Below are 25,022 nucleotides of genomic sequence, written 5' to 3'. Positions count from 1 at the left end.
GTTCTGATCGCTGACGGTCGGATCGCGGGTGACATCAGTGATCCGACGCCGGAGTCCGCGATGGCCGGTCTGGATGCCCTGCGCACCCTCGAACCCGCCGTCACCACCCGTCCGGGCGGCACGACCAGCGGAGCGGGTGCCTGATGGCCACTTCCATGCCCACCGCCCGGCTCACCCTGGGGCAGATGCGCCGCAGCGCGGGCCGGCTGGCGTCGGCAGGTATCGCCATCGCCATCGGTACCGCCTTCGTGGCCGCCACGCTGCTGGCCGGCAACATCATCACCCGGACGACGTACGCCCAGGTCTCGGCGGGGCTCGCCAGCTCTGACCTGGTGGTCTTCGACGACGCCGCGTCACTGACCCAGGCCGACGTCGAGGCCGCCCGCGGAGTCGAGGGCGTTGCCGCCGCCGATGCCCAGGGGACCACCTACACAGAGCTCAACCACGCCGGGAGGTCGATCTTCCAGATCGTCGTCGGCGGGGCGTCCGACGCGCGACTCACACCGCTGGAGGTGTCCGACGGCGAATGGCCCGCGACGGGTGACGAGATCGCGCTGCCCGAGGACGTCGCCGAACGTCTCGGCATCGGCCTCGGCGACGTCGTCTCGTCCTCGCGCTGGGTCATGGACAGCGAGCCGACGAAGCTCGAGGACGGCTCGGAGACCTACGAGGGTGAGGAGGTCATCGACAAGCTGACGGTGGTCGGCCTCGTCCAGGACCCGTTCGACGCCTACAGCGCCATGGGCGGCGCCGCCGTCGTGAGCGCGCCCACCTTCACGCAGTGGCGCACCGACGAGGCGGGGCCCGAGACGTCGAACATCGGCACGATCGTCGTCGCGCTCGACGACCCCGGCGCAGCCGACGCGGTGCGCACCGCGCTCGCGGACGCCGTACCCGCCGCCACGGAAGTCACCACCACCGAGGAGCATGCCGAGCAGGTGGTGGCCAGCATGTCCGGGGGCCAGGACCTGATCTTCCTCATCTTCGTCATGTCCTTCGCCGCCGTGGCGCTCGTCGTGGCAGGCCTCGTCATCGCGAACACCTTCCAGGTGCTCGTGGCGCAGCGTTCCCGCACCCTCGCCCTGCTGCGCTGCGTCGGTGCGGGCACCGGCCAGCTCTACCGCAGCGTCCTCCTGGAAGCGGCGATCCTCGGCACCCTCGCGTCCCTCGCCGGCATCGTGCTGGGCACCGCGCTGGTTCAGGGCGGCCTCATGGTCGCCCCGGCCTTCGATCTCGGCGTGCCGCTCCCCGAGAGCGTCACCCTGAGCGCACCCGTGTTCATCGCGCCGCTCGCCGTCGGCATCCTCGTCACGCTCGTCGCCGCACTCGCCCCGGCGCGTGCCGCCTCCCGTGTGGCGCCCCTGGCCGCCCTCCGGCCGACCGACGCACCGACCCTGCGCAAGGGCGCCGGCCGGTTCCGTGCGGTCCTCGCCACGCTCATGACCGTCGGTGGCTTCGCCTCGATGGCTCTGGGCGTCTCACAGGGCATGCAGGGAGCCCTCGAGGTCGGCCTCCTGGCCGCCGTCGGTGGTGGGTCCGTCTCGCTGATCGGCGTGATCATCGGATCGGTGTTCTGGCTGCCGAAGGTCGCCGCCGGCATCGGCAGGCTCGTGGGCGCGGCCGGACCGTCGGCCCGGCTCGCGGCGGCGAACACGCTCCGCAACCCCCGCCGGACCGCCGCCACCTCCACCGCGCTGCTCATCGGCGTCACCCTCGTCGGCATGATGACGACGGGCGCCGCCAGCGCCCGCATCACCCTGGACAACGAGCTCGACGCCCAGTTCCCCGTCGACGTCGACGTCGCGACCACCACCTACGACGGCGACCAGATGGCCGCCATGCCGGGTGCGGTCAATGCCGCCGTCGACAGCGTCGAGGGGCTGCGGTCGACGGCCGCGGTCACCGAGGCGTGGCTGACCACGACCGACGAGGACATCTCGGTCACGGCGGTCGCCGCGGCCCCGGACGCGCTGCGGGACGTGGTGAACACGCCGCAGGACTTCGATGCGCTGCGGCCCGGGACGCTCGTCGTCCCGGAGGCGGTCGCCGAGAACTACGGGTTCGAGGGCGTCGACGAGGTCGAGCTGACCGGCCCCGGCGGCGAGACGACTCTGGACGTCGTCACGGTGGACGCCCAGTACGCGTACGCGTTCCTCATGCCGCAGGACCTCGCGACGATCTACCCCGACCTGCAGCCCAACCGGGTCTGGGCGAGCGTCGCCGAGGGACAGGACGTGGCCGACACGCTCGCCGCCGTGCAGGACGAGGTGTCCACCACCGAGGAGGTGGTGGAGGTGACCGGCGCGGTGGTCCAGCGGCAGAGCTACCAGCAGGTGATCGACGTCGCCCTCGGGATCGTGGTGGGCCTGCTCGCCGTCGCCGTGGTGATCGCCCTGATCGGCGTGGCCAACACCCTGTCGCTGTCCGTCATCGAGCGCACCCGGGAGAACGCCATGCTGCGGGCGATCGGGCTCTCGAAGGGACAGCTGCGGACCATGCTCGCCATCGAGGGGATGCTCATCGCCGGTGTCGGCGCCGTGCTCGGCGTCGTGCTGGGTCTCCTGTACGGCTGGGCCGGTGCCACCACGGCACTGTCCTCCATCGGCAACGTGCCGCTCGTGGTCCCGTGGGTCGACATCGCGGTGGTGCTCGGTGTGGCCCTCGTGGCCGGCCTGGTCGCCTCGGTCGTGCCGGCGCGGGCCGCCGTCCGCACCCGCCCCGTGGCGGCGCTCGCGGCCGAGTAGCTCGACAGAGGTAGCTCGACAGCAGTACCGGTCAGCGCGCGGCAGCCCGAACGACGACTCGAAGGAGATCTCGTGGACACCACCGTGCACGCCCCGACGAGTCCCCAGGGCTCCGCGTGCTGACCGCCGACCCCACGACCCGGCTCGCCCTGGGCCAGATGCGGCGCAGCGTCCGCCGGCTCGCCGCGGCGGGCATCGCGATAGTTATCAGCACCGCCTTCGTGGCCGCGACGCTGCAGGCGGGCGCCATCATCACCCGCACGACGTACGACCAGGTGGCCGCGCAGTACGCGGACGCCGACCTCGTGGTCTTCGACCGGGACGGCTCCATGACGCCGGCCGACACGAGAGCGGTCCGGGCCACCGAGGGGGTGGCGGCGGCCGACGGGTTCCGCGGCGCGTACGCCGGGCTCAGCCACGGCGGCAGGACGGTCTACCAGTCGCTCGTGGCGACCCCCTCCGACCCGCGGCTGTCGCCGCTGGTCCTGGCCGACGGCGCCTGGGCGGACGCGCCCGACCGCATCGTGCTCCCCGTGGACGTCGCGGAGCTCTTCGGCGTCGACGTCGGGGACACCGTCGCGTCGACGCGCTGCCTGCGGGGCGGCCGACCCGCCGCCGACAAGAGCGGCGCCGAGTGCTACGGCGGCCAGGAGGTCGCCGAGCAGCTGACCGTTTCCGGCCTGGTCGACGACCCGCTGGGCACCTACGCGGCGGGCGGCGGCGTGGCCGTCGTGACCCCGGAGGCGCTGGAGCGGCGGGTCGCCGACGAGGCGGGCGCCGCCGGGCCGGCCGGCATGCGGACGCTGGTCGTCGCGCTGGACCGGCCCGGCGACGAGGCCGCTCTCGAGACGGCACGGGAGAGGCTCGTCGCCGCCGTCCCGTCCGCCACCGGGGTCACCACGCCCGAGGAGTACGCGGAGGACGTCGTCTCGGCGATCTCGGACGGCCAGAACATCATCTACCTCGTGTTCGCCCTCGCCCTCGCCGCGGTCTCGCTGGTGGTCGCGGGGCTCGTCATCGCGAACACGCTCCAGGTCCTCGTCGCCCAGCGGTCGCGCACCCTCGCGCTCCTGCGCTGCGTGGGTGCGAGCACCGGGCAGGTCTACCGCAGCGTCCTGCTCGAGGCGGCGATCCTGGGCACCGTCGCGTCGGTGGCGGGCGTCGTCGTCGGCTCCCTGCTCGTGCAGGCCGGGCTCCTGGTCGCGCCGAGCTTCGACCTCGGCGTGCCGCTGCCCCGGACGGTCGACCCGAGCGCACCGGCACTCCTGCTCCCGCTGGCCGTCGGACTGCTGGTGACACTCACCGCCGCGCTCGCCCCCGCGCGGGCCGCGTCGCGCGTCGCCCCGCTCACGGCCCTGCGACCGGCCGCCGCACCCAGCGGCTGCGGGACGGCGCGCGGCCGGGCGGTGCTCGCCGCCCTGGCGACGTTCGGCGGCCTCGCGGTCATGGCCGGGGGTGTGGCCCTCGGGATGTCCGGCACCATCGACGCCGGGCTGTTCGCCGCGGTTCTCGGCGGCTCCGTGTCGCTGGTCGGTGTCATCGTCGGCTCGGTCTTCTGGCTGCCCCGGGTCGCCGCCGCCTTCGGTCGACTCGCGGGCGTCGGCGGACCGGCGGCACGCCTGGCGTTGGCCAACACGCTGCGCAACCCGCGCCGGACGGCGGCGACGTCCACCGCCCTGCTCGTCGGCGTCACCCTGGTCTCGATGATGACCACCGGCGCCGCCAGCGCCCGCCTCGCCATGGACGACGAGCTGGACGCGCGCTTCCCCGTCGACCTCCAGCTCACCAGCACCACGTACGACAGGAACGGCACGGCCGCCCCCGTCCCCGTCACCGTGCTCGACGCCCTGCACGGCGTCGACGGGCTGGGCGCCGTGACCGAGGTGACCAACGTGTCCGCCGAGCGAGCGGACGAGGGCAGGCCCGTGCAGCTCGCCGTCGTCGACCCGGACGCGCTGCGGTCCGTCGCGAACACGCCCACCGACGCCGAACGGCTGCGGCCCGGCACCGTGGTCGTCCCGGAGCGGGCGGCCGCGCTCTACGGCCTGGAGGGCCTCGACACGCTCCGGCTCACCGGACCGGACGGAACGGTGACGCTCGACGTCGTGCACAGCGGCTCCACGGCTGACCGTGCCTACCTGACGCCGCAGGACCTCGCGGCCTTCGACACGCGACCAGCGGCCGGCGAGGTGTGGGCGGAGGTCGACGACGGCCACGACGCCGCAGCCGTCGTGGCCGCGGTGCAGGAGGCGGTGTCCACCACCGGGGAGACCGTCGTGGTCGCCGGGATCGTCGTCGAGCGGTCCGCCTACCAGCAGATCATCGACGCGATCCTCGCGATAGTGGTCGGTCTGCTCGCCGTGGCCGTGCTCATCGCCCTGATCGGTGTGGCCAACACCCTGTCGCTGTCCGTCATGGACCGCACCCGGGAGAACGCCGTGCTCCGGGCGATCGGGCTCTCGAAGGCACAGCTACGGGCCACGCTCGCCGTCGAGGGCGTGGTCATCGCGGGTGTGGGCGCGGTGCTCGGCGTCGTGCTCGGCCTCGTGTACGGCTGGGCGGGCGCGACCACCGCGCTGTCCGTCCTCGGCACCGTGCCGCTCGTGGTCCCGTGGACCGAGCTGGCGGTGGTCCTCGGCGTCGCCCTGGTCGCCGGGCTGGTCGCCTCGGTGGTGCCGGCGCGGGCCGCCGTCCGTACGCACCCCATGGTGGCGCTCACGGCGGTGTGACCCGACCCGCGACGTCAGGAGCCGGGACGGACCAGCCCGGTCTCGTACGCCGTGACGACGGCCTGCACGCGGTCGCGGGCGTCGAGCTTCGACAGGATGCGCCCGACGTGGGTCTTGACCGTGGCCTCGGCCACGAACAGGTCGCCGGCGATCTCCGTGTTGGACCGGCCCCGTGCCATGAGCACGAGCACCTCGCGCTCGCGGCTCGTCAGCCCGGCGAGCGCCTCCTGCGGGCCCGCCGCCTCCTCGGGCGGCAGCGCCGTGACCAGGCGCTCCATGAGGCGTCGCGTGGACGACGGCGCGATCACCGCGTCGCCCTGGTGCACCGTGCGGATCGCCGTCAGCAGTTCCTCCGGCTGGGCGTCCTTGAGCAGGAAGCCGCTGGCCCCGGCCCGGATCGCGTCGAGCACGTACTCGTCCAGGTCGAACGTCGTCAGCACGACGACGCGGGGGTCGCCTGCCGCCGCGGCGCCGCCGTCCGACAGGAGCGCGCGGGTGGCGGAGAGGCCGTCCATCCCGGGCATGCGCACGTCCATCAGCACGACGTCGGACGCCGTGACGGCCAGCCGGCGCAGCGCGTCGCGACCGTCGTCGGCCTCGACCACCACCTCCAGGTCCGGCTGGGAGTCGATCACCATGCGCAGACCCGCACGGACCAGGGGCTGGTCGTCGACGAGCGCGACGCGCACCGGTCTGTCGGTCCCGGCGGGGGCGTAGGTCATCGTGCTCCTCGTGTGTCGTTCTGGACGGCGTGGGTCGTGTGGTCGGTGTGGTCGGCACGTGGCCCGGGTGGTGCGCCGGGACCGTCAGGGCGGGCGGTGTGCTCGGGCTCCTCGTCGCGCAGGTCGCCCGGCGGGGCGTCGATCGGCTCGTCCGGCATCGTGTCCGGCATCGCGTCGGAGGACGTGTCCGAGGCGGCGTCCGACGCCCGCGGGATGGGCACGACGAACCGCACGGAGAACCCGCCGCCCCGGCGTGGCCCGGCAGCGAGCGTCCCGCCGAACATCTCGGCCCGCTCGCGCATCCCGAGCAGACCGTACCCGGCGGTGGGCACCGGGTCGTCCGCGTCGGGGGAGCCGTCGGCCGCCAGGCCGCGGCCGTCGTCCTCCACCCGGAGCTCCACCTCGTCCTCGCCCCAGCGCAGCAGGACGGTGACGGCGGGACGCGGTCCCGCGTGCTTGCGTACGTTGGTGAGCGCCTCCTGGCACACCCGGTACAGGGTGAGTCCCACGCCGGGCGGCAGACGCCGCTCGACGCCGACCCGGGCCCACGAGACCCGCAGACCGTCGGCGCGCGCCTGCTCGACCAGGCTCCCGATGTCGCCGGTGTCGGGCTGGGGCCGCAAGGGGGCCGCGGCGCCCGACGACGACTCGGTGGCCGGCGGGGTGGCTCCCGCACCGCCGGCGCCGGCCACATGACCGCCACGGCCGGCGCCGGACGGTGCCCGGGTCGTCGTGCCCCGGCGGGTGACGGTGTCCGGCGCCACCAGGCCCAGCGGCGTGGTGGCGCTGGGCTGGTCCTCCCGGAGGACCCCGAGCAGGCGCCGCATGTCGGCCAGGGCCGCGCGGCCGGTCTCGGCGATCGTGCCGAGGGACCGCTCGGCGGCGGCGGGGTCGGAGGCCGCGGCATACCGGCCGCCGTCGGCCTGCGCGATCACCACCGACAGGGAGTGGGCGACGATGTCGTGCATCTCGCGTGCGATGCGCGACCGCTCGGCGGCGGTCGCGATCTGCGCCTGCTGGTCGCGCTCGATCTCGAGGCGCTCGGCACGCTCACGCATGGCCACGAGCATCGTGCGTCGGGACCGGCGTACGAGGCCGAACGCGAACGAGCAGGCCAACAAGGTCATGACCAGCACGACCGTGCCGATGGTCGGGGCCGGATCGGCTGTGAAGGGTGCGTCCTGGATCTGGAACCACATCATCGCACCCAGGGTGAGCGGGCCGACCACGGCCATCCCGCACGCCATCAGGTAGGCCCAGCGGGGCCCGTAGACCGTGACGCAGTACATCGATACCAGCACAGCCAGGTCGGCCGGCAGCAGCATAGAGGTGTTGAAGGCGAGGAGCTGCACCATGCACGCCACGAAGACGGCGATGCACGAGGCGACCGGGCGGGTGCGGCACCAGGCGAGCGGTGCGACCACCGCGGCCGAGATCAGGGCGGCCTCGACGGAGGAGAGGAAGTAAGGGCCCGCCTCCCCCGCGGTCACCACCACGATCAGAACGCACAGCACCGTCAGAGCGAGGTCGACAAGGAACCGGTAACGCTCCGACCACTGTGCCCACCGTTCGTACCAACCCATGCAGGTCAGAGTAGGTCGAACCCTTGTGAGGGCGCGTCATACCGTGGTAGCACTTGCGCCATGGCCAGCTCTACCGAAAGGATTCGGTAGGACGGTCGTCCCGTGTGTGCCCGGGTAGCGCCAGAGCGTCGGTTATGCCCTACGATGGCGAAATGACTCACGTACTCCTAGCCGAGGACGACCCGGCCATTGCCGAGCCGTTGGCACGAGCGCTCTCCCGTGAGGGATACGACGTCGTCGTGCAAGGAACCGGCAAAGGTGCGATCGAGAGCTCGACCGGTGCGGACATCGTAGTTCTGGACCTGGGCCTTCCGGACATGGACGGGCTCGATGTCGCGCGCGAGATCAGGGCCAATGGCCTCACCGTGCCCGTGCTGGTGCTGACCGCCCGTGCCGACGAGGTGGACCTCGTCGTGGGCCTCGACGCCGGCGCCGACGACTACGTCACCAAGCCCTTCCGTCTGGCCGAGCTGCTCGCGCGGGTGCGGGCGCTGCTGCGCCGTTCGCACGGCGAGACCGGCGAGGAGGAGGAGCTGCACGCGCAGGACGTGCGTGTCGACGTCTCCGCGCACCGGGCCTTCCAGGGTGACCGCGAGCTGCACCTGACCACCAAGGAGTTCGACCTGCTGCGCGTCCTCGTGCAGAACGCCGGCTCCGTGGTCGTCCGGGACACGCTGATGCGTGATGTCTGGGGCTCGGACCCGGTCGGCTCGACGAAGACCCTCGACATGCACGTCTCCTGGTTGCGCCGCAAGCTCGGCGACGACGCCAACGCACCGCGCTATGTCTCGACCGTGCGCGGTCTCGGTTTCCGCTTCGAGATCGGGGCGAGCTAGCCAGATGCGCGCCCGCGTGCTGCAGGCGACGATCGCCGCGGTTGCGGTCGCCGTCCTGCTCCTGGGCATCCCGCTCGCGATCTTCGGTGCCCGGTACATCTACGGCCAGGAAGTCCAGCGAGTAGAGACCCGGGCGCAGGACCTCCTGGCCTCCTCCGTCAACTCCTACGAGCGCAACCGTTCCGCCGCCGAGGCCGGTTTCGTCGACCAGTCGGTGCTGGACCGGGCGGTGCAGCCGCAGGACACGGACATCGTCGCCTACGTGACGGTGAACCAGCCCAACGGGGAGCAGCTGACCTCGGGCGAGCCGGTCACCGGCGCGACGATCGAGCGGGGCCTCATCTCCGAGGCGCAGCCGGTCATGGGCGTGCTGGTGTCCGTCTCGGCCTGGCCGGCGTACATCAAGGCGATCAACGTCGTGGTCCTCGTCGTGTTCGGCAGCGTGGGCGCGTTCGCCGCGGGCGCCGTGACGGCCGCCTGGCAGGCCAACCGGCTGGCGCAACCCTTCGTATACCTCGCGGCGTCGGCCGAACAGCTGGGTGCGGGACAGGTGCGTCCACGGCTGGACCCGTCCGGCGTGGAGGAGATCGACCTCGTCGCGGCCGAGCTGGCACGAAGTTCCGACCGGCTGGCGGCACGGCTCGCCGTGGAGAGACAGTTCACGTCCGACGCCTCCCACCAGCTCCGGACCCCGCTCACGGCGCTGACGATGCGCCTGGAGGAGATCACTCTCACCTCCAGCGAACCGGATGTGCAGGAGGAGGCCCGGATCTCGCTCGAGCAGGTGGAGCGCCTGGTCGGCGTGGTCGACGACCTGTTGTCCCGGTCGCGGCGCGCCCAGGGCGGCACCACCGAGTCCGTCGACGTCGCCGTCGTCTTCCTCCAGCAGGAGGAGGAGTGGCGGGAGTCCTTCGAGCGGGCGGGCCGGCACCTGAATGTCGAGGACTCGGGCGGTGCCCGTGTGCTGGCCACCCCCGGTGCTCTCGCACAGGTGCTGTCCACCCTGCTGGAGAACTCGCTCAAGCACGGTGACGGCACCACCACCCTGCGGATCCGCGAGGGTCAGCGGGGGGCCATGGCGATCGAGGTCATGGACGAGGGCGCCGGTGTGCCCGAGGACATGCAGGGCAAGATCTTCGACCGTGGCGTCACGTCGGGCGCGGGGACGGGCCTCGGGCTCGCCCTGGCCAAGGACCTCGTGGCGGCCGACGGCGGAAACCTCCAGCTCACCCAGCGCACCCCGCCGGTGTTCTCCGTGTTCCTCTCGGGCGTGCCCAAGACGCTCGACCCGCACCAGGTGCTCCCGGTGGGGTCGAAGATCTCCAGCTTCGGCCAGAAGAAGGGTCGCGGCCGCCGGTAGGCTTCACCGACGTGAGCGCAACACTCGATCCCCTTCCGGCCGACCGGCCCTCGTCCTCTGGTGAGCCGTCCGGCACCGCCCCGTCCGCCGCAGGACCGCCTGTCGTGGCGGTGGTGGGGGGCGGGCAGCTGGCCCGCATGATGGCGCCGGCCGCCGGTGAGCTGGGTATCCGGCTACGCGTCCTGGTGGAGGACCCGGCCTCGTCGGCGGCGCAGGTCGTGACCGACACGCCCGTGGGCGCGGCGTCCGACGAGGCGGCCATCCGCTCCCTCATCGCGCCCGACGCCGGCCGGCCGGCCTCGGTGCTGACGTTCGAGCACGAGCACGTGCCGAACGACCTGCTCACGGACCTCATCGAGCACGGGACGCCGGTGCGGCCCGGCCCGCACGCGCTGGTCCAGGCACAGGACAAGATCGTGATGCGCCGGCGGCTCACGGAGCTGGGCGTGCCGTGCCCGCGGTGGGCGCCGCTGCCCGCGTCGTCGCCCGAGGACGGGCGCGCCGCCCTGGCCGCCTTTCTCGACGAGGTGGGCGGTAGCGCCGTCGTGAAGACCTCCCGCGGCGGCTATGACGGCAAGGGTGTCCGCGTGGTCTCGTCCGCGGACGACGTCGACGACTGGTTCGCCGCGGTGGCCGACGGCGGTCCGCAGCTCCTCGTCGAGGAGAAGGTGCCGTTCACGCGGGAGCTGGCCGCGCTGGTGGCCCGCCGCCCATCGGGTGAGGTGCGGGCCTGGCCCGTCGTGGAGTCGGTGCAGCGGGACGGTGTCTGCTCGGAGGTGGTCGCCCCTGCGCCCGGCCTGTCCGCGGAGCTCGACGCCCGGGCGCGCGAGATAGCGACGACGGTCGCCGAGGGGCTCGACGTGACCGGTGTGCTGGCCGTCGAGATGTTCGAGGTCGCAGGGCCGGACGGGGTACCGACGGTGCTGGTCAACGAGCTCGCCATGCGCCCGCACAACAGCGGGCACTGGACCATCGACGGCGCCGTGACCAGCCAGTTCGAGCAGCACCTGCGCGCGGTTCTGGATCTGCCGCTGGGGTCCACCGAGCCGACGGCCACCTGGACCGTCATGGCGAACGTGCTCGGCTCCACGCTCGGCGAGCTCACGGACGCGCTCCCGGACGTGCTCGCGGCCTTCCCGGAGGCGCGCGTGAACCTGTACGGCAAGGACGTCCGACCGGGCCGGAAGCTCGGTCACGTGAATGTGAGCGGCGACGACCTGGACGAGGTCCGCCGCCGGGCGATCGCGGCGGCGGCGCTGCTGCGGGGCGAGCCCACGTCACAGGGCGAGCCCACGTCGCGGGTCGAGCCTGTCGAGACCATCGAGGAAGAGGCGAACGCATGAGCAGCAACCCGCAGGTCGGCATCGTGATGGGCTCGGACTCCGACTGGCCCGTCATGCAGGCGGCGGCCGAGGCGCTGGGCGAGTTCGACGTGCCGGTGGAGGTCGACGTCGTCTCCGCGCACCGCATGCCCACCGAGATGATCGACTACGGGCGGCAGGCCGCGGGCCGCGGCCTGCGTGTCATCATCGCGGGCGCCGGCGGCGCCGCCCACCTGCCCGGGATGCTCGCATCCGTGACGCCGCTGCCCGTCATCGGGGTGCCGGTGCCGCTGAAGTACCTGGACGGCATGGACTCGCTGCTGTCGATCGTGCAGATGCCGGCCGGCGTGCCGGTCGCGACGGTGTCGATCGGCGGGGCGCGGAACGCGGGCCTGCTCGCGGCGCGGATCCTCGCCTCGGGTGCGGGGGATGACGCCGCGGCCCTGCGGGAGCGTATGGAGGCGTTCCAGACGGAGCTGAGCGCTGTGGCGCACGCCAAGGGTGAGCGGCTGCGGTCGCAGGTCCGCGGTTGAGCGCGGCGATCTCGACAGCGCACTGAGCTCGACAGCACACCGCTCTCGACAGCGCGCCGAGCTCGGCACGGGATTCCAGGACGCTGTCGGGTAGACAGATACTCCGCGGGGTGTGTTGCTGTGCGTAGAGGATGTCTACGTACGGCAACACACCCCGCGGAGTGACGTTCTGCCCGGGCCGGTCCTGTCCGGCCGGCGGACGGGTCAGGAGCCCGGCATGCCGCCGACCTTCTGGCCCGCCTCGTACTCGCCGTCGCGGATCTTGGCCCAGAACTCGGGGGTCTGGTTGTCGTCGAGCAGCACCGCTGAGGCACCGGACGGGGTCCGGTAGTTGATCGTGGCGATCGGCGGGGTGCCGGTCACGCCGTCGTCGCCGTTCGCGGTCCGGAACGCGAGTCCCATCATGGCGACGTCGATGATGCCCGAGTTGGTGTCGGTCACGAGGGCCGCGAGGCCGGCGTCGGCAAGACCGACCTGCGTGGCAGGGTTGAGCAGAACGGCCGGGTCCGCGATCTTCTTGCCGACCGAGGCGATGACCTGCTGCTGGCGCTGCGCACGGCCGATGTCGCCCGTCGGGTCGGCATACCGCATCCGGGCGAACGCGAGGGCCGTCTTGCCGTCCGCCACGTGGCAGCCGGCCTTCCACTTGAGCTTCGACTTCACGTCGTGCACGTCCTCGGGGTAGCACAGCCGCACGCCACCCACGGCGTCCACGACACCCGAGACGCCACCGAAGCCCACCTCGACGTAGTGGTCGACGGTCAGCCCGCTGAGCTGCTCCACGGTCTGGACCAGCAGCGGAGCGCCACCGAAGGTGTACGCGGCGTTGATCTTGTTGCCGCCTTGACCTGGGATCTCCGCGTACGTGTCACGGGGGATCGAGATGAGCGCCACCGGTCCGGACGACGGCTTGTGCAGCAGCATGATCGTGTCGGTGCGGGCGCCGCTCGTCGAGTCGTCGATGCCGCCGCTGCCGCGCGCGTCGGAGCCTGCGAGCAGGTAGGTCGTGCCCGGGGTGTTCGACGCCTCGGACAGCGCCTCGACGTGCTGGATCTTGCCGTTGGCCCAGATCAGCAGCCCGACCGGCCAGGCGATGACGGCGAGCAGCACCAGCACCGCGATCACGCCGGCCACCCGGCCCTTGCGGATCCGGATGTTGCCGCCGCCGTGCCCGTTGGAGGCGAGCGCGCGCGGCGGTGTGCCGCCACCACGACCGCCGCCGGCCGGGGGACGAGGTGCGGTGCGCACCGGCGTCGGACGGACCGGGCCGGCGCTCGCCCGGACCGGGCGACCCGGAGGGATGGCCTGCGGCGGCTGCCCTCCGGCCGGCGGCGCGGAACGCGGCGGGATGGAGCGTGGTGCCCCGCCGGACTCGTTGCGCGCCGGCATCCCCGACCTCCGCGGTGGAATGGGCGGGGGATTGTTGCGCTGGCCGGACACCGGTACCTCCCGAGAAGACTGTCTGCGTATGCGTGGTTCGCTGCGGGCTCCGTCGGAGCCTTCCGGCCGTCCGATGCGGTGGGCGCCGCCGACGCCGGGGACCCCGACACCGGGTGTCTCCGCGCCTGTGAGCCCGCCCTGCTCCGTGCTCGACGCCCCGCCGGGCAGAGTACGCGGTCTCTCGCCGGTGTCACCCACCGGGATGGCATCGTCGGCGCCGGGACGCCCGCTCACGCCCTGGGGCGTGAAGCTGGGTGGTATCCGGACGCGCGTGACGTCGTCGTCGGCCTCGGGGGCCGAGCGGTTCGACGTTCTGGGATCTGACATGGCTAGCCGCAGACCTTGGTGGTGTCGGCGCCGGTGAAGGCTTCTTCACCGGCCTGCTTGATCTCGGTCGATTCGGGCGCGGGGTCCGAAGAGCTTCTCTTGCCGCCCTCGTTCCCGGTCTCCGTGCCCGCGTCCCCCGTCCCTGCGCTGCTCTCCGCGCTCGCGTCGTCGCTGGGAGCGGACGGCGAGGCGTCGGCCGACGGCGCGTCCGGGTCGAAGTCGACAGGCCTGTCGTGCTTGAGGTTGTCCCACAGCTGTACGGCCTCGTCGGTCCACAGCACGTTCGCCGTCTGGACCGGGTCGTATTCGTTGGGGACAGTCATGAAGGTGATCGTGTCAGGCCGCACGTTACGCATGGAGTAAGCCAACCCGGCGAGTCCGTCGATGCTGGCCAGCTCTTGGTTCATGGTCAGCGAATCGGTCACCGCATTGAGGAACTTGAGCGATTTGGCGGGGTTCGTCAGAACCTCCTGGCTCAGCACCTTGCGGGCGAGCGAGGCCATGACCTCCTGCTGCCTGCCGATGCGACCCAGGTCGGACCCGTCGCCCAGGCCGTCACCCTTGCGGGCCCGGGCGTAGTCGAGGGCCTTGACGCCCTTGAGCGTGTGGGTGCCCACGTCGAGCGACAGGTTGTTCGCTTCCTTGGCGTAGATCGGCTCCTCGACGCAGACGTCGACGCCGCCCACGGCGTCGACCATCGAGGAGAACCCGGCGAAGTCGACGACGATGAAGCCGTTCATGAAGACGCCGGTGAGCTCCTCGATCGCCTTGACCGTGCACAGCGCGCCCGACGCGACGTCGCCGCCGTACAGCACGCCCTGGGAGAACGCGGCGTTGAACTTGGTGCTGTAGAGCTCGGGCGTCGTGGTGCCGTCCTCGGTCGTGCAGCTCGGGATGTCCACGGTCGTGTCCCGGGGGATCGAGATCATCTCGACCCGCGACCGGTCGCCGGAGATGTGCATGATCACCGTGGTGTCGGACCGGGCGCCGGGGTCGTCGCCGCCCGCCAGGTCGGCGTTGTCCCCGCCGCGCGAGTCGCTGCCCATGATCACGATGTTCAGCGGGGTGCCGGCGTTCGGGTCCTCCGGCAGCACCACCTCGGGACGGTCGGGGCCGAGGGCCGTCATCTCGGCGGTGTCGATGTTCCCCGTCAGCCGGGTCACGGCCGTCACCCCACCGGCCGTCGCGAGCGACAGCACCGCGACCAGCACCATCCCGACCACGCGGGAGGTGCCGCTCAGCGTGTTCAGCGTCCGGGCATGGGACGGCCCTTTGGCTGGGGTCGTCGCGCCGGGGGCGCTGAAGTCAGGGAACGTCACGGCCTCAGAGCATAGGTGCTGCCTGTTCGACGGCGGCGCACCCCCCGGGGTCGGACCGTAGAGGGTTCGTGGAGAAGACCGAAGCCCTTGTGCGGCCACGTGCAGAACGGCTGGCGACCGGGCAGCTCGGCACCGGTAACGCGCCTGAATCGTGCGTTCGACATGCGTTCGCGCAAGTTCCGCGCCCGCCCCCGGCCCTGTCGCCTACCCGCGGGTCCGCTGTGCCTGCTCGGTGCTCAGGAGGCGCGTGAGGCGCGCTTCGTCCTGCTCCAGCTCCACGGCGGTCGCCGGTGAGGTGAGCACCACCGAGCCGCTGCCCGCCCAGACCCCGAGCAGGTCGCGCAGCAGCTCCGCCACGGCCCCGCGCCCGTCCACCAGGACGCGCGCACCGTCGCCGGGCTCGGGGACCAGGCCCTTGTGCCGGACGCCGCCCGTAGCGGTCACCAGGGCCTCCTGGTCGGGCTCCACCTCGGGCACCCAGCCGATGGCGTCGCCGTAGGTCATCACCGCGGAGGCCGCGTCGATGGCGCCCGACGGCAGCTCGCCGTCGTACCGGCGCGCGAGCGCCGGCAGCGAGACGACCACGAGATCGGCCCCGTCGTCGGCCCAGCGGTCCGGGGTGTCGGTGACGACCACGTCCGGGTGCGCCGCGCCGGCGTCGGGCAGCACCACCGTGGCGCCCGCGCGCCAGGCGGCCAGCGCCCACACCGCCGTGCGCCAGTGCACGGGCAGGTCGACGACGACGCGCGTGCCGGGAGCGGCGTCGAACTCCTCGACGAGCAGGTTGACGGTCTTGCTCACCCAGTTGGCGAGGACGGCGCCGGAGAGCTCGACGCGCTCGCCGTCGTCCCCGTACCAGGTGAGGCGGGGGCGGCCGCCGTCGGCGGCGAGGCGGGCGAGGAGGGAGGCGACGTCGGGCACGGGGCCGCCGCTGCGGGGCGCGATCTGCATGTCGTCAGCCTATGAGGTGCGACCGGACACCCGCGGTCCGGCCCGCACATCTCGGACCTCCGGCGTGGCGACTCGCCGGATGTTTCGACAGAGGAAATGCGGCCCTGCGAGTGAGACGTGCGCCACGACCTGCGGAAGGACTCGTGAATTACCCGTGGAATCCGTGGGCGTTAGCACATTTCCGCTTGACGACTCCAGGCGACACGCGTGTAATTCCATGTATGCAGTTTTCGTAGCGCATACGCAACGGGGCCGGGAAGCTGCAGGCCTGGCCAGTCAGGATGGATCGGCACGTCGAGTTGATCGGCATGTGATCGGCATGTGATCGGCGTGGTCGGCCGGCATGGCCCCGGAGCACGGACACGGCATGGAGGGGCACGTCATGTGGAACATTCTGGAATCGGACGTGGAGTTCCCGACTGACGCGGAAAGCGCGGTGGCGCCGGTAGCACGGGTCCTGCCACTTTTCGGCGAGCTGTACGAGCTGACGGAGCCGGACGAGTCCTTGCTCGGCTGGCAGGAACGCGCCCTGTGCGCGCAGACGGACCCCGAGGCCTTCTTCCCGGAGAAGGGCGGGTCCACCCGCGAGGCGAAGAAGGTCTGTTCCGGCTGCGAGGTCAGGGCCGAGTGCCTGGACTACGCGCTGGAGAACGACGAACGTTTCGGCATCTGGGGCGGTCTCTCGGAGCGCGAGCGGCGCAAGCTGAAGCGTCGCGCCGTCTGAGAGTCTGACCGTTCGACCGGCGCGTCTGCGGCGTGTCGGCGCAGACGCGCCGCATGATGTGAAGCGAGATGAGCGCTCCACGTACCGACAGCCTGTCGGCTCCCAGCCCGGACCGGGGTTCCCACGAGGACCCGGTCGGTCCTGTCTGGGCCAAGGTCCCGGCCCAGACCGCAGCCCCCGCACCGGTGGCCGTCACCGTGACGGCAGTCGTCGTGACGCGCGGCAGCAGCCCCTACCTCGCCGCGACGCTCGCAGCGCTACGGACGCAGTCCCGCACCCCGGACGACGTGGTCGTCGTCGACGTCGACACCGCCCCCGCCACGTCGGGCCACCAGGACCTGCAGCTCGGTGGTGCACGTTACGTGGCCGGCGCGGGAGCCCGCACCTTCGGTGACGCGATCGGGGCGGCCCTCGCCGCGACCGGCGCCCCCGAGCACGGCTGGCTCTGGTTCCTGCACGACGACTCCGCGCCCGCGCCCGGCGCCCTGGCGGCCCTGACCCGTGCGGTGGAGCACTCGAACGCGGTGGCCGTGGCGGGCTGCAAGCAGCGGCGCTGGGAGACCGGGCCGGACGGCGCACCCCTCGATCCCGACCTGTCCGACAGGGGAGTGCTCGTCGAGGTGGGGCACACGGTCTCGCCGCTCGGCCGGCGCATGACCGGCATCGACGACACGGAGATCGACCAGGGGCAGCACGACGCGCGCGAGGACGTGCTCGCCGTCGGCCTCGCCGGGGCGCTGGTGCGTGCCTCGGTCTGGCGCGAGGTCGGCGGCACCGACCCGGCCTACGGCCAGTTCGGTGACTCCACCGACTTCTGCCTGCGGGTGCGGCTCGCCGGACACCGGGTCGTCGTCGTGCCCGACGCCGTGGTGCGGCACGCGCAGGTCGCCCTGCACGCCCCCGGCTCGTCCGGTGCGCGGCGCCGTAGCCAGCTCTACCTGCGGCTCACGTCGGTGGCGCCGTGGATCCTGCCGTTCGCGATGCTCGGGATGCTGCTGTGGGCGCCGTTCGCCGCGAGCTACCGGCTCGCGATGAAGCAGCCCGACCAGGCGCGCGACGAGCTGGTCGCGCCGCTGTGGGCGGTGTTCCGGTTGGGGCCCCTGCTGCGTGCCCGCTACCGGATCGCGCGCACGTCGACGGTGCCGCGCAGCGTGCTGCGGCCGCTGCTGGGCACCTGGCGCGAGGTGGCCGCCGAGCGCCGCGACAAGCGGCTCGCCCGCGGCGAGGCCCACCGGGTCGACGCCGCGCCGTCCGAGCTGGAGCAGGCGGAGCTGCAGGCCCTGGCCGTCCGGCGCCGGTCGGCGCTGGCGGTGGTCCTGCTCACCGCCGTGGGCCTGGCGGCGGCGCTGTTCGGCCCCGCGCTGGGCGCGCTCGCGTCCGGCGGCCGCCTGGTCGGCGGCGCCCTGCTCCCGGCAGGCGGCACCACGGCGACCGCGTGGTCGGCGGCGACGTCCGGCTGGGTGCGCGACGGGCTCGGCACGGCAGCCCCGGCGGACCCGCTGCTGTTCGTGCTGACCGGCCTCTCGGCGCTGGTGGGGGGCTCCCTGCAGCACGCCGTGGACGCCGTGCTCCTCCTGGCTCTGCCGTTGGCGGCGGTCGGTGCATGGGCTGCGGCCGGCGCGGTGACCCGCTCGGTGTGGTTGCGCGCGCTCGCCGCGTTCGCGTGGACCGTCGCCCCCGCATTCCTCGGGGCGCTGGACGGCGGCCTGCTCGGCGGTGTGCTGGCGCACGCGCTGCTGCCCTGGACCGCGGTCGCGCTGATCCGAGCGGTGGGCGCGCAGGCGGTCGACCGGCTCGGCCCGCCCGACGGCGCCGCCGAGGAACTGGCCGGTGCCTCCGCCCGCGCCTCCCGGACCAGTGCCGGATCGCTGGGCGCGGCGGGGGCGGGCGGGCTGCTGCTCGCCTGCGTGGTGGCCGGTGCGCCGGCGCTGCTCCCGGCGGCTGTCCTGGTGCTGGCGGCGGCCATGGTCGTGGCCCCGCGCCGCCGCGTCTACCTCGCGCTCGCGCTCGTCCCAGCCCTCGTCGTCGGTGCCCCGCTCTGGTGGACGGCGCTGCGCCACGGCAACAGCAGGCTCCTGACCGCCGAGCCGCTCGCCGGGTCGGGCGTCCCCGCGCCCGGTTCCGCCTCGGGCCTCGAGCTGCTGCTCGGGCTGCCCGCGGTGCCCGCCCCCTGGCTCGACGTGCCGGGTGACGGGCCGGTGCCGGTCACCGTCCGTGCGATCGTGACGACAGGCCCGTGGGCCCTGGGGGTGCTGGTGCTCGCGTTCGCGGTGGCCGGGCTCGTGGCGGCCCTGCTGGGCCTCGGCCGCAAGCGGGTGGCGGACTCGGCGCAGCACGTCGCGGCGATGTCGATGGTGGGCTGGCTCGTCGCCGCGGCCGGCCTCGCCGTGGCGGTCGTGGCCCAGGACGACGGCCGGTGGTCCGGCCCGGGGCTGTCGCTGCTCCTCCTCGGTCTCGGCGCCGCCGCCCTCGCGGGGGTCCGCGCGCTCGCCGACAGCGCGACGTCGCTCCAGGGCTTCCTCGGCTCGGCGCGCTCGGTCGTCGCCGTCGGGCTGGCCGTGGTCGCCCTCCTGCTTCCCGCGGCGCAGGCGGCCGCGTGGCTGACCGGCTCCGGCAGCGTCGCGGACCCGGGGCGGACCGGCATGCTGCACGTGACGGCCGACCCGGTGGTTCCGGCCGTCGGGCAACAGATGCAGGCGCCGCCACGGCAGGCGCGCGTGCTCGAGGTGGGGTTCGCCGGGGACAAGGAGGGCACCGTGCAGTACGCGCTCCTGCGGGCCGACGGTTCGCAGCTTGCTGACGTCTCGGCGGCCGCCAGGGCGACGTCGGGTGCCGCCGGTGACGAACCGGCGGCCACCCTGGACGCCGCGGTCGCGGCGCTGGTCTCCGGCGCCACCGACGGTGTGCCGCAGCAGCTGGCCGACCTCGGGATCGGCGCGGTGCAGGTGCGGTCCGACGGCGGCGCGGACGCGGCGACCGGGACCGACGCCGCACCAGCCGTCGCCGATCTCGTGGCGACGCTCGACATGGTGCCCGGCATGAGCCGCGTCACCGAGGGGCAGGCGATCTCGGTGTGGCGTGTGGCACCCGTGGACGAGCCCGCACCCGGCTGGGCCCGCATCGAGGAGGACGGCACCACGCGGCAGGTGCTGCCGTCGCGTGGGACGGCCCTCCGCGCGGACGTGGCCGCCGGCGGCGCGGACCGCACCGTCGTGCTGGCGGAGGCCGCAGGGTCGGGTTGGCACGCGACGCTCGACGGGCGCCGGCTCGAGCCGGTCGCCGTCGACGAGCCGGCGGGCCTGCAGGCGTTCGCGCTCGGGCCTGACGCCGGGCAGCTCGTGGTGCGCTACGAGGCGCCCCACCGCACGGCATGGCTGGTGCTCACGACGTTCACACTGGTGGTCTTCGCCCTGCTGGCCCTGCCGGTGGGACGCAGGAGGGTTCGATGAAGCGCAAGAAGCTCGTGGTCCCGCCCGGCGCCCGCCGGGCGGCCGCCGCGGTGGGCGGTCTGCTCTGCGCGATGGCGGTCGCCGCCCTCACGGTCACGGACGGCGCCGGGCGGGCCGCGGCGCCGCCGGCGGACGACGTGCGCGCCGTTCCCGTGGCCGCGGCCGAGGGCGGGCTGGTCTGCCCCGTGCCCGCGGAGCTGGAGCAGCCGGACGTCGGCGACGACGAGTTCAGCGCTGCGCCCGTCGAGACCACCACGTCGCTGACCGCGGCTGTCCTGGACAGCGCGGCGGGTACCGAGCCGTCGATCACCACCCTCGACGGGGAACGACCCGACGAGCTCACCGGCCCGCTGACCGTCGGCGACGTCGCCGCGGTGCGCGAGGGCGAGCTCTCCGGGGCGCGCACGGTGCGCGTGACGCCGGGCGGCGCCACCTACGCCACGGCGACCGTCGCGTCCGTGACCACAGACGGCGACCTGCGCGGCATGGTGGCCGGGCCGTGCGCGGTGCCGTCCGTCGAGCACTGGCTGGTCGGCGGCAGCACCTCGGTGGGTTCGAGCGGCCGCCTCGTGCTGCAGAATCCCGGCCGCACGCCGGCCACCGTGTCACTCGAGGCCTGGGGCGCTTCCGGACCCGTGGTCCTCGGCAGCCAGTCGCTCGTCGTCGTGCCGCCGGGTGAGCAGGTGATCACCATGCTCGAGGCCATCGCGCCCGACCAGAGCCGTCTCGCGCTGCACGTCACCGCGGAGGGTGGCCGGGTGGGCGCCTACGTGCAGCACCACCGCATCGAGGGCCTCGTGCCCGCGGGCGCCGACCTCGTCGTGAGCGGGGGCGCGCCGTCGTCCACGACGGCGGTCTCGGGTGTGGTCAGCACCGGCGAGCCGGTCGACGACCCGCACGCACCGCGGCTCGACCTGCTGACGCCGGGCACCGTGGCCGGCACGGCGAGCCTCGCGGTGCTCGGACCCGACGGGCCGGTCCGGTTGCGTGGGGGCGAGGAGGTCTCTCTCGAACCGGGCCAGGTCACGACGCTCCCGCTGGGCGGGCTGTCCGAGGGGAGCTACACCGTGGTCGTGGACGCCGACGTGCCGGTCGTCGCGGGCGCCGCGGTGGACCGGAAGGGCACGGCGGCCGAGGATGCGGTGGTCGACGACGACCCCTACGACCGGGCATGGCTGGCCGGCCAGGCGGTGCCGAGCGGGGGCGCCGTGGCCGACGGCGCGGTCGCCGTCCCGGAGCACGCCGCCTACGAGGTGACGTTGAGCGGGGTGCCCGACGAGCGCGACCCGGAGCGGATCGACGACGTGGAGGGCAGCACCGAGGTGGCGCTGCGCGGCGTCGGGCCGGACGGTGAGGAGGCCTGGACCCGCGCTGTGGAGGTGCCCACCGGCGGAACCGTGGAGCTGGACCGGGCGGAGCTGGCGGAGCTCGGCGACACCGTCGCGGTGGTCGCGGAGCAGCCCGCCGATCAGCCCGGGGTCGTCTGGTCGGTGCGCCTCGCCGAGGCCGACGACGAGAGCCTGTTCTCGGTGCTGTCGCCGACGGCGCCGCTCGCCGCGGGCGGGGACGTGCGCGTGCGCCGGGTCGACGCGGCCGGCTGAGCCACGGGCCCCGCCAGGCTGGCGTCAGGTCGGCCGCGCGGCGTCAGATCCGGCGCGTGGGTGTCAGGACCGGTCGCCGAAGCGGGGGTCGATCTCCTCCGGGGTGCGCGCCAGCATGTGCGCCACCTGCTCCACGACGACGTCGCGCACCAGGTCGGCGAGGTCCTCCCGGTCGAACGCCCGCACCTCGACGGGCCGGCGGTAGACCACCACGCGCCCGGGCCGGCCGGCCTCCGCGGGGAAGAACCGGCCGAGCAGCACTCCGCCGTCCTCCCACGGTGCCGGATCGGACGGCGGCACGTCCTCGACGGCGAACTCGGTGCCGCGCAGCTGCGCGGCCCAGGTCCGGTCGAGGTCCTCGACGACGTCGAGCACGAAGTCGTCGAACCGCTGCGCCCGTGTGCGGTGCGCGGGAGTCCCCGGCGGGAACATCGGGCCACGCAGCCCCCGGCCGCGGCGGTCCCGGCGCCGGGGGCGGACCGCGTCACCCGAGGAGTCGCCCGGTTGTCCGCCGGGGCCGCCCGGCCGGATCGCAGCGAGCCGCAGCAGATCGGCCTCGGAGGCCTTGGGGATACCGGTCGACCCGGCGGTACCGCTGGGGCTGCCGGCGCCAGGGCTGCCGGAGGAGCTGCCGGCCGGTCCGGCGTTGCGGTCCGACCGCCGGTTCCGGCCGCGAGGAGAGAACGGAGGCACCTACCGACGATACGTCCGATCGGTGCCCAGGTTCGTCACCGCCACGACCAGTACACCAGGGGTCCTCGTCCTGTCCGCTTCGAGGAAACGATCGGGCATGCGACTCGCCGGGGCCAGCGTGGTCGGCAAGACGTCGGGTGGTCGGTAGAAGGTCAGGTAGTCGGCATTCCGAGCTACCGACCATCTGACCTTCTACCGACCACCCGACCTTTTGCCGACTACGCCGACCTGCGCCCGTCGTGCGGGATCGCTCTCCGGGCGCGGATCGGGCGCCGAGTCCCGCGTGCACCCCTATCCTGTTGCCGTGCGCGACGATCCCGCCGAGGCGGCGTACCGCCGGGCGCTTGCCCTGATCACCGCTCTCGTCACGTTGACGGGCGTGCTCTGGGCAGTGCTGACCCCGGCGTTCCGGGCTCCCGACGAGCCACAGCACGTCAACAGCGTGCTGCGCGTCGCGTACGGCGGCGGATGGCCGGCGGCCGGTAAGGCGCTCGTCGGCCCGGCGGTCGACGCGGCACGCGACCAGGCCGCCCTGACGACGGACGTCCCCGGCCGGCACCTCGACCGGGAGGGCATCCCCGCGTTCGTCACGGTGCCGCCGACCCTCGACGCCGAGCGCGGCATGGTCACCCGCGAGAACGCGCTGGCGGACGCCGTCCCGCCGGGCACCAGCACCCGGGCGATGGACCCCGAGGCCGTCGACCAGATGACGCAGCACCCGCCGCTGTACTACGCGGTGGCGGCCGGCGTACTGCACGTGACGGGCACCGCCGAGGCTCGGTGGGATATCCAGCTCCTCGTGCTGCGGCTGTTCGACGTCGCGCTGCTGCTTCCGCTGCCGCTGCTGACCGCCGCTGCCGTGCGCCGGCTGTCGGGATCGCGTGCCGCGGCGCTGGTGGCGGCGTCGTTCACGCTGTTCGTGCCGCAGGCGGGGCACATCCTGGGCAGCGTCACGAACGACGCGCTCGTCACGCTCAGCGGGGCGGCGACCGCCTACCTGGGCGTCCGGGTGCTGACCGGCGACCTCCGGCTGCGGACGGCGGCCGGGCTCGGCGTGGTGGTCGGCGTCGGACTGCTGACCAAGGTCATGGCGGCGTTCGCGCTGCCCGTGGTGGCCGCCGCCTACCTGCTGGCGTCCGGGCCGCGTCCGCGGCGCGTGGCGGGCGCGCTGGTCGCGGGCGGGACGGCGTTCGTGGTGGGCGGCTGGTGGTGGCTGCGCAACCTGCTGGTGCTGGGCGCGGTCCAGCCGGTCGGCATACCGGACCGGTTCGTCGAGTCGGAGCCGGAAGGCCTCTGGTACTTCCTGCGGACCGTCGTGACCAGCCTGACCCGGTCGTTCTTCGGCAACTTCGGCTGGCTGGAGCTCCGGCTGCCCGACGCCGTCTTCTGGACGGCCGCCGTCGTCGTCGCGGCACTGTGCGGCCTGGCCGTGGTGCGGGGTCCCGCGCGGCGGGCCACCGCCGTGCTCCTGCTGCAGCCGGCGGCGCTGTGGTGCGGGGTCCTGGTCAACGCCTGGCCCGACTACTCGGCCCACGGGTGGATCTCCGCGGTGCAGGGCCGGTATCTGTTCGCCGGGCTCCTCGCGCTCGGCGCCGGGACGGCGCTCGGCCTGCAGGCCCTGCTCGGCGGGCGGCTGCACCGGGCGGTGCCGTGGGTGACCGGCGCGGCGGCCTTCGCCGCGGCGAGCGGCCTGGCCTACGGGTTCTGGGGTTTCTACCAGGGGAGCGGCCAGTCGGTGGCCGACGCCGCCGCTCGCTGGGCCGGGTGGAGCCCGCTGACGGGCGTTCAGCTCGCGCTGGTCGGATCCGTGGCGCTGCTCGTCGGAGTCGCCGCCGTCGTGGCGGCGGCCCGGTTCACCCGCGCGACGCCGATCTCCCGGACGGCGCCCAGCGCGAGCACCGCCGAGCACACGACGGCCGCGGCTGCCACGCCGCCCGCCACGGCGGCGAGCAGCGGCGGCTCGGAGTAGTAGCCCGGCTCCGGCGGCGTGACCAGCTCGACCGTCAGCCAGACCGCGAGGTCGAGCACGGTGAGCGCGGTCCAGGCCGGAACGAGCAGCCGGGGCCGTACGGCCAGGCCCGCCGCGATCGCCAGGCACAGCGGAAGAGAGACCACCAGGAGGTAACGCGGGTAGACGCCGCCGCTGCTGGAGGCGTACGCGACCTGCACGGACACCGCGACGAGCACCGCGACGACCGGCAGCGCCCGCAGGAGCAGCGCGTCGGTCCGGGTCGGGTCTTCGTCGGCCGGGCCGCCGCCACCGTAGGTCGGTCCGACGAAACGCCTCCTGAGCAGCGCGATCACCAGCGGTGTCCAGACGAGCAGCACGGCGGTAACCACCAGCGTGGTGACCGTGAGGGGCGTGTTCGGGGGCAGGCGCCCGGCCCACCAGAAGAGGTCGGGCAGCCGGAGCCAGGTCTCGGGGTCGGCGAGCACCGCCCACACGGGCCGGACCTGCCGGTTCTGGTTCTCCAGCGCCCAGTCGAAGTGTGACCCCGTGATCGTGCCGGTCAGCCGCAGGTTGCGCAGGTAGAACCAGCCGCTGGTGGCCAGCACCGCACCCGGCCCGGCCGCCGCCAGCGCCACGACGTGCGCCCATCGGCCGCGACTTTGCGCGGCCCGGACCCCGCCGGCAGCCAGGGCGACACCCGCGACCACCGCCGCGATGAGCGCCGCGGACAGCCGGGTG

General features: G+C 73.7%; 16 protein-coding genes and 1 pseudogene. 11 read left to right on the top strand and 6 right to left on the bottom strand.

The annotated features are described in order from the left end of the window. From LUU90_RS26015 to LUU90_RS26005, 3 genes and pseudogenes are all read left to right on the top strand, one after another. A pseudogene (locus LUU90_RS26015) lies at nucleotides 1–144 on the top strand (ABC transporter ATP-binding protein); the annotation flags it as partial. Continuing rightward, complete coding sequence (locus tag LUU90_RS26010) at nucleotides 144–2,744, top strand: ABC transporter permease (protein ID WP_275007220.1); 2,601 nt, start codon at nucleotides 144–146, stop codon at nucleotides 2,742–2,744. The pseudogene LUU90_RS26015 and the gene LUU90_RS26010, both read left to right, overlap by 1 nt. Nucleotides 2,745–2,860: 116 nt before the next feature. After that, the gene (locus LUU90_RS26005; protein ID WP_275007219.1) at nucleotides 2,861–5,473 is read left to right on the top strand and encodes an ABC transporter permease; all 2,613 of its coding nucleotides are present in this window, start codon (nucleotides 2,861–2,863) and stop codon (nucleotides 5,471–5,473) included. A 14-nt stretch (nucleotides 5,474–5,487) separates the two neighbouring features. Here LUU90_RS26005 and LUU90_RS26000 read toward each other — a convergent pair whose 3' ends face one another. Both LUU90_RS26000 and LUU90_RS25995 read right to left on the bottom strand, forming a co-directional pair. Then, nucleotides 5,488–6,195 carry a response regulator gene (locus LUU90_RS26000; RefSeq protein WP_275007218.1) on the bottom strand — a complete coding sequence of 236 codons (708 nt, stop codon included), beginning with the start codon at nucleotides 6,193–6,195 and terminating at the stop codon, nucleotides 5,488–5,490. Continuing rightward, a complete protein-coding gene (locus LUU90_RS25995) occupies nucleotides 6,192–7,778 on the bottom strand; it encodes a sensor histidine kinase (protein WP_275007217.1) in 1,587 nt (528 codons plus the stop codon). Before LUU90_RS25995 ends, LUU90_RS26000 begins: the two co-directional genes overlap by 4 nt. Before the next feature lie 152 nt (nucleotides 7,779–7,930). Here LUU90_RS25995 and LUU90_RS25990 point away from each other — a divergent pair, with 152 nt between their 5' ends. The 4 genes from LUU90_RS25990 to purE all read left to right on the top strand — a co-directional run bounded on the left by LUU90_RS25990 (nucleotide 7,931) and on the right by purE (nucleotide 11,829). Further along, on the top strand, nucleotides 7,931–8,614 hold the full coding sequence (locus LUU90_RS25990; protein ID WP_026366105.1) for a response regulator transcription factor: 684 nt from the start codon (nucleotides 7,931–7,933) through the stop codon (nucleotides 8,612–8,614). Between the two features lie 4 nt (nucleotides 8,615–8,618). Next, on the top strand, nucleotides 8,619–9,974 hold the full coding sequence (locus tag LUU90_RS25985; RefSeq protein WP_275007215.1) for a sensor histidine kinase: 1,356 nt from the start codon (nucleotides 8,619–8,621) through the stop codon (nucleotides 9,972–9,974). Between the two features lie 137 nt (nucleotides 9,975–10,111). Further along, nucleotides 10,112–11,317 (top strand): 5-(carboxyamino)imidazole ribonucleotide synthase, encoded by a 1,206-nt coding sequence (locus tag LUU90_RS25980; RefSeq protein WP_275007225.1) that lies wholly within the window; start codon nucleotides 10,112–10,114, stop codon nucleotides 11,315–11,317. Continuing rightward, complete coding sequence (gene purE, locus LUU90_RS25975; RefSeq protein WP_275007214.1) at nucleotides 11,314–11,829, top strand: 5-(carboxyamino)imidazole ribonucleotide mutase; 516 nt, start codon at nucleotides 11,314–11,316, stop codon at nucleotides 11,827–11,829. The genes LUU90_RS25980 and purE overlap by 4 nt, the downstream gene beginning before the upstream one ends. 204 nt (nucleotides 11,830–12,033) lie before the next feature. Here the strand turns inward: purE and LUU90_RS25970 are convergent, their stop codons facing one another. From LUU90_RS25970 to LUU90_RS25960, 3 genes are all read right to left on the bottom strand, one after another. Next, nucleotides 12,034–13,218, bottom strand: coding sequence for an LCP family protein (locus LUU90_RS25970; protein ID WP_275007212.1), 1,185 nt, complete (start codon nucleotides 13,216–13,218; stop codon nucleotides 12,034–12,036). A 380-nt stretch (nucleotides 13,219–13,598) separates the two neighbouring features. Next, on the bottom strand, nucleotides 13,599–14,915 hold the full coding sequence (locus LUU90_RS25965) for an LCP family protein (RefSeq protein WP_275007210.1): 1,317 nt from the start codon (nucleotides 14,913–14,915) through the stop codon (nucleotides 13,599–13,601). A 204-nt stretch (nucleotides 14,916–15,119) separates the two neighbouring features. Beyond that, entirely contained in the window at nucleotides 15,120–15,866 is a 747-nt protein-coding gene (locus LUU90_RS25960; protein WP_275007208.1) for a TIGR03089 family protein, read from the bottom strand. 382 nt (nucleotides 15,867–16,248) lie between these two features. Here LUU90_RS25960 and LUU90_RS25955 point away from each other — a divergent pair, with 382 nt between their 5' ends. From LUU90_RS25955 to LUU90_RS25945, 3 genes are all read left to right on the top strand, one after another. Beyond that, entirely contained in the window at nucleotides 16,249–16,590 is a 342-nt protein-coding gene (locus tag LUU90_RS25955) for a WhiB family transcriptional regulator (RefSeq protein ID WP_275007206.1), read from the top strand. 68 nt (nucleotides 16,591–16,658) lie between these two features. Beyond that, nucleotides 16,659–20,039, top strand: a complete 3,381-nt coding sequence (locus tag LUU90_RS25950) for a glycosyltransferase (protein ID WP_275007204.1) — start codon at nucleotides 16,659–16,661, stop codon at nucleotides 20,037–20,039. After that, the gene (locus LUU90_RS25945; protein ID WP_275007203.1) at nucleotides 20,036–21,640 is read left to right on the top strand and encodes a DUF5719 family protein; all 1,605 of its coding nucleotides are present in this window, start codon (nucleotides 20,036–20,038) and stop codon (nucleotides 21,638–21,640) included. The genes LUU90_RS25950 and LUU90_RS25945 overlap by 4 nt, the downstream gene beginning before the upstream one ends. Before the next feature lie 63 nt (nucleotides 21,641–21,703). Here the strand turns inward: LUU90_RS25945 and LUU90_RS26440 are convergent, their stop codons facing one another. Next, entirely contained in the window at nucleotides 21,704–22,333 is a 630-nt protein-coding gene (locus LUU90_RS26440) for a metallopeptidase family protein (protein WP_342471266.1), read from the bottom strand. A 304-nt stretch (nucleotides 22,334–22,637) separates the two neighbouring features. Between LUU90_RS26440 and LUU90_RS25935 the strand changes: the two genes are divergently transcribed. Then, nucleotides 22,638–24,302, top strand: a complete 1,665-nt coding sequence (locus LUU90_RS25935) for a DUF2142 domain-containing protein (protein WP_275007202.1) — start codon at nucleotides 22,638–22,640, stop codon at nucleotides 24,300–24,302. Nucleotides 24,303–25,022 lie beyond the last annotated feature (720 nt).

Source organism: Promicromonospora iranensis (assembly GCF_028994775.1).
Lineage (GTDB): Bacteria > Actinomycetota > Actinomycetes > Actinomycetales > Cellulomonadaceae > Promicromonospora > Promicromonospora iranensis_A.
This window is presented reverse-complemented; position numbering and strand designations above follow the sequence as displayed.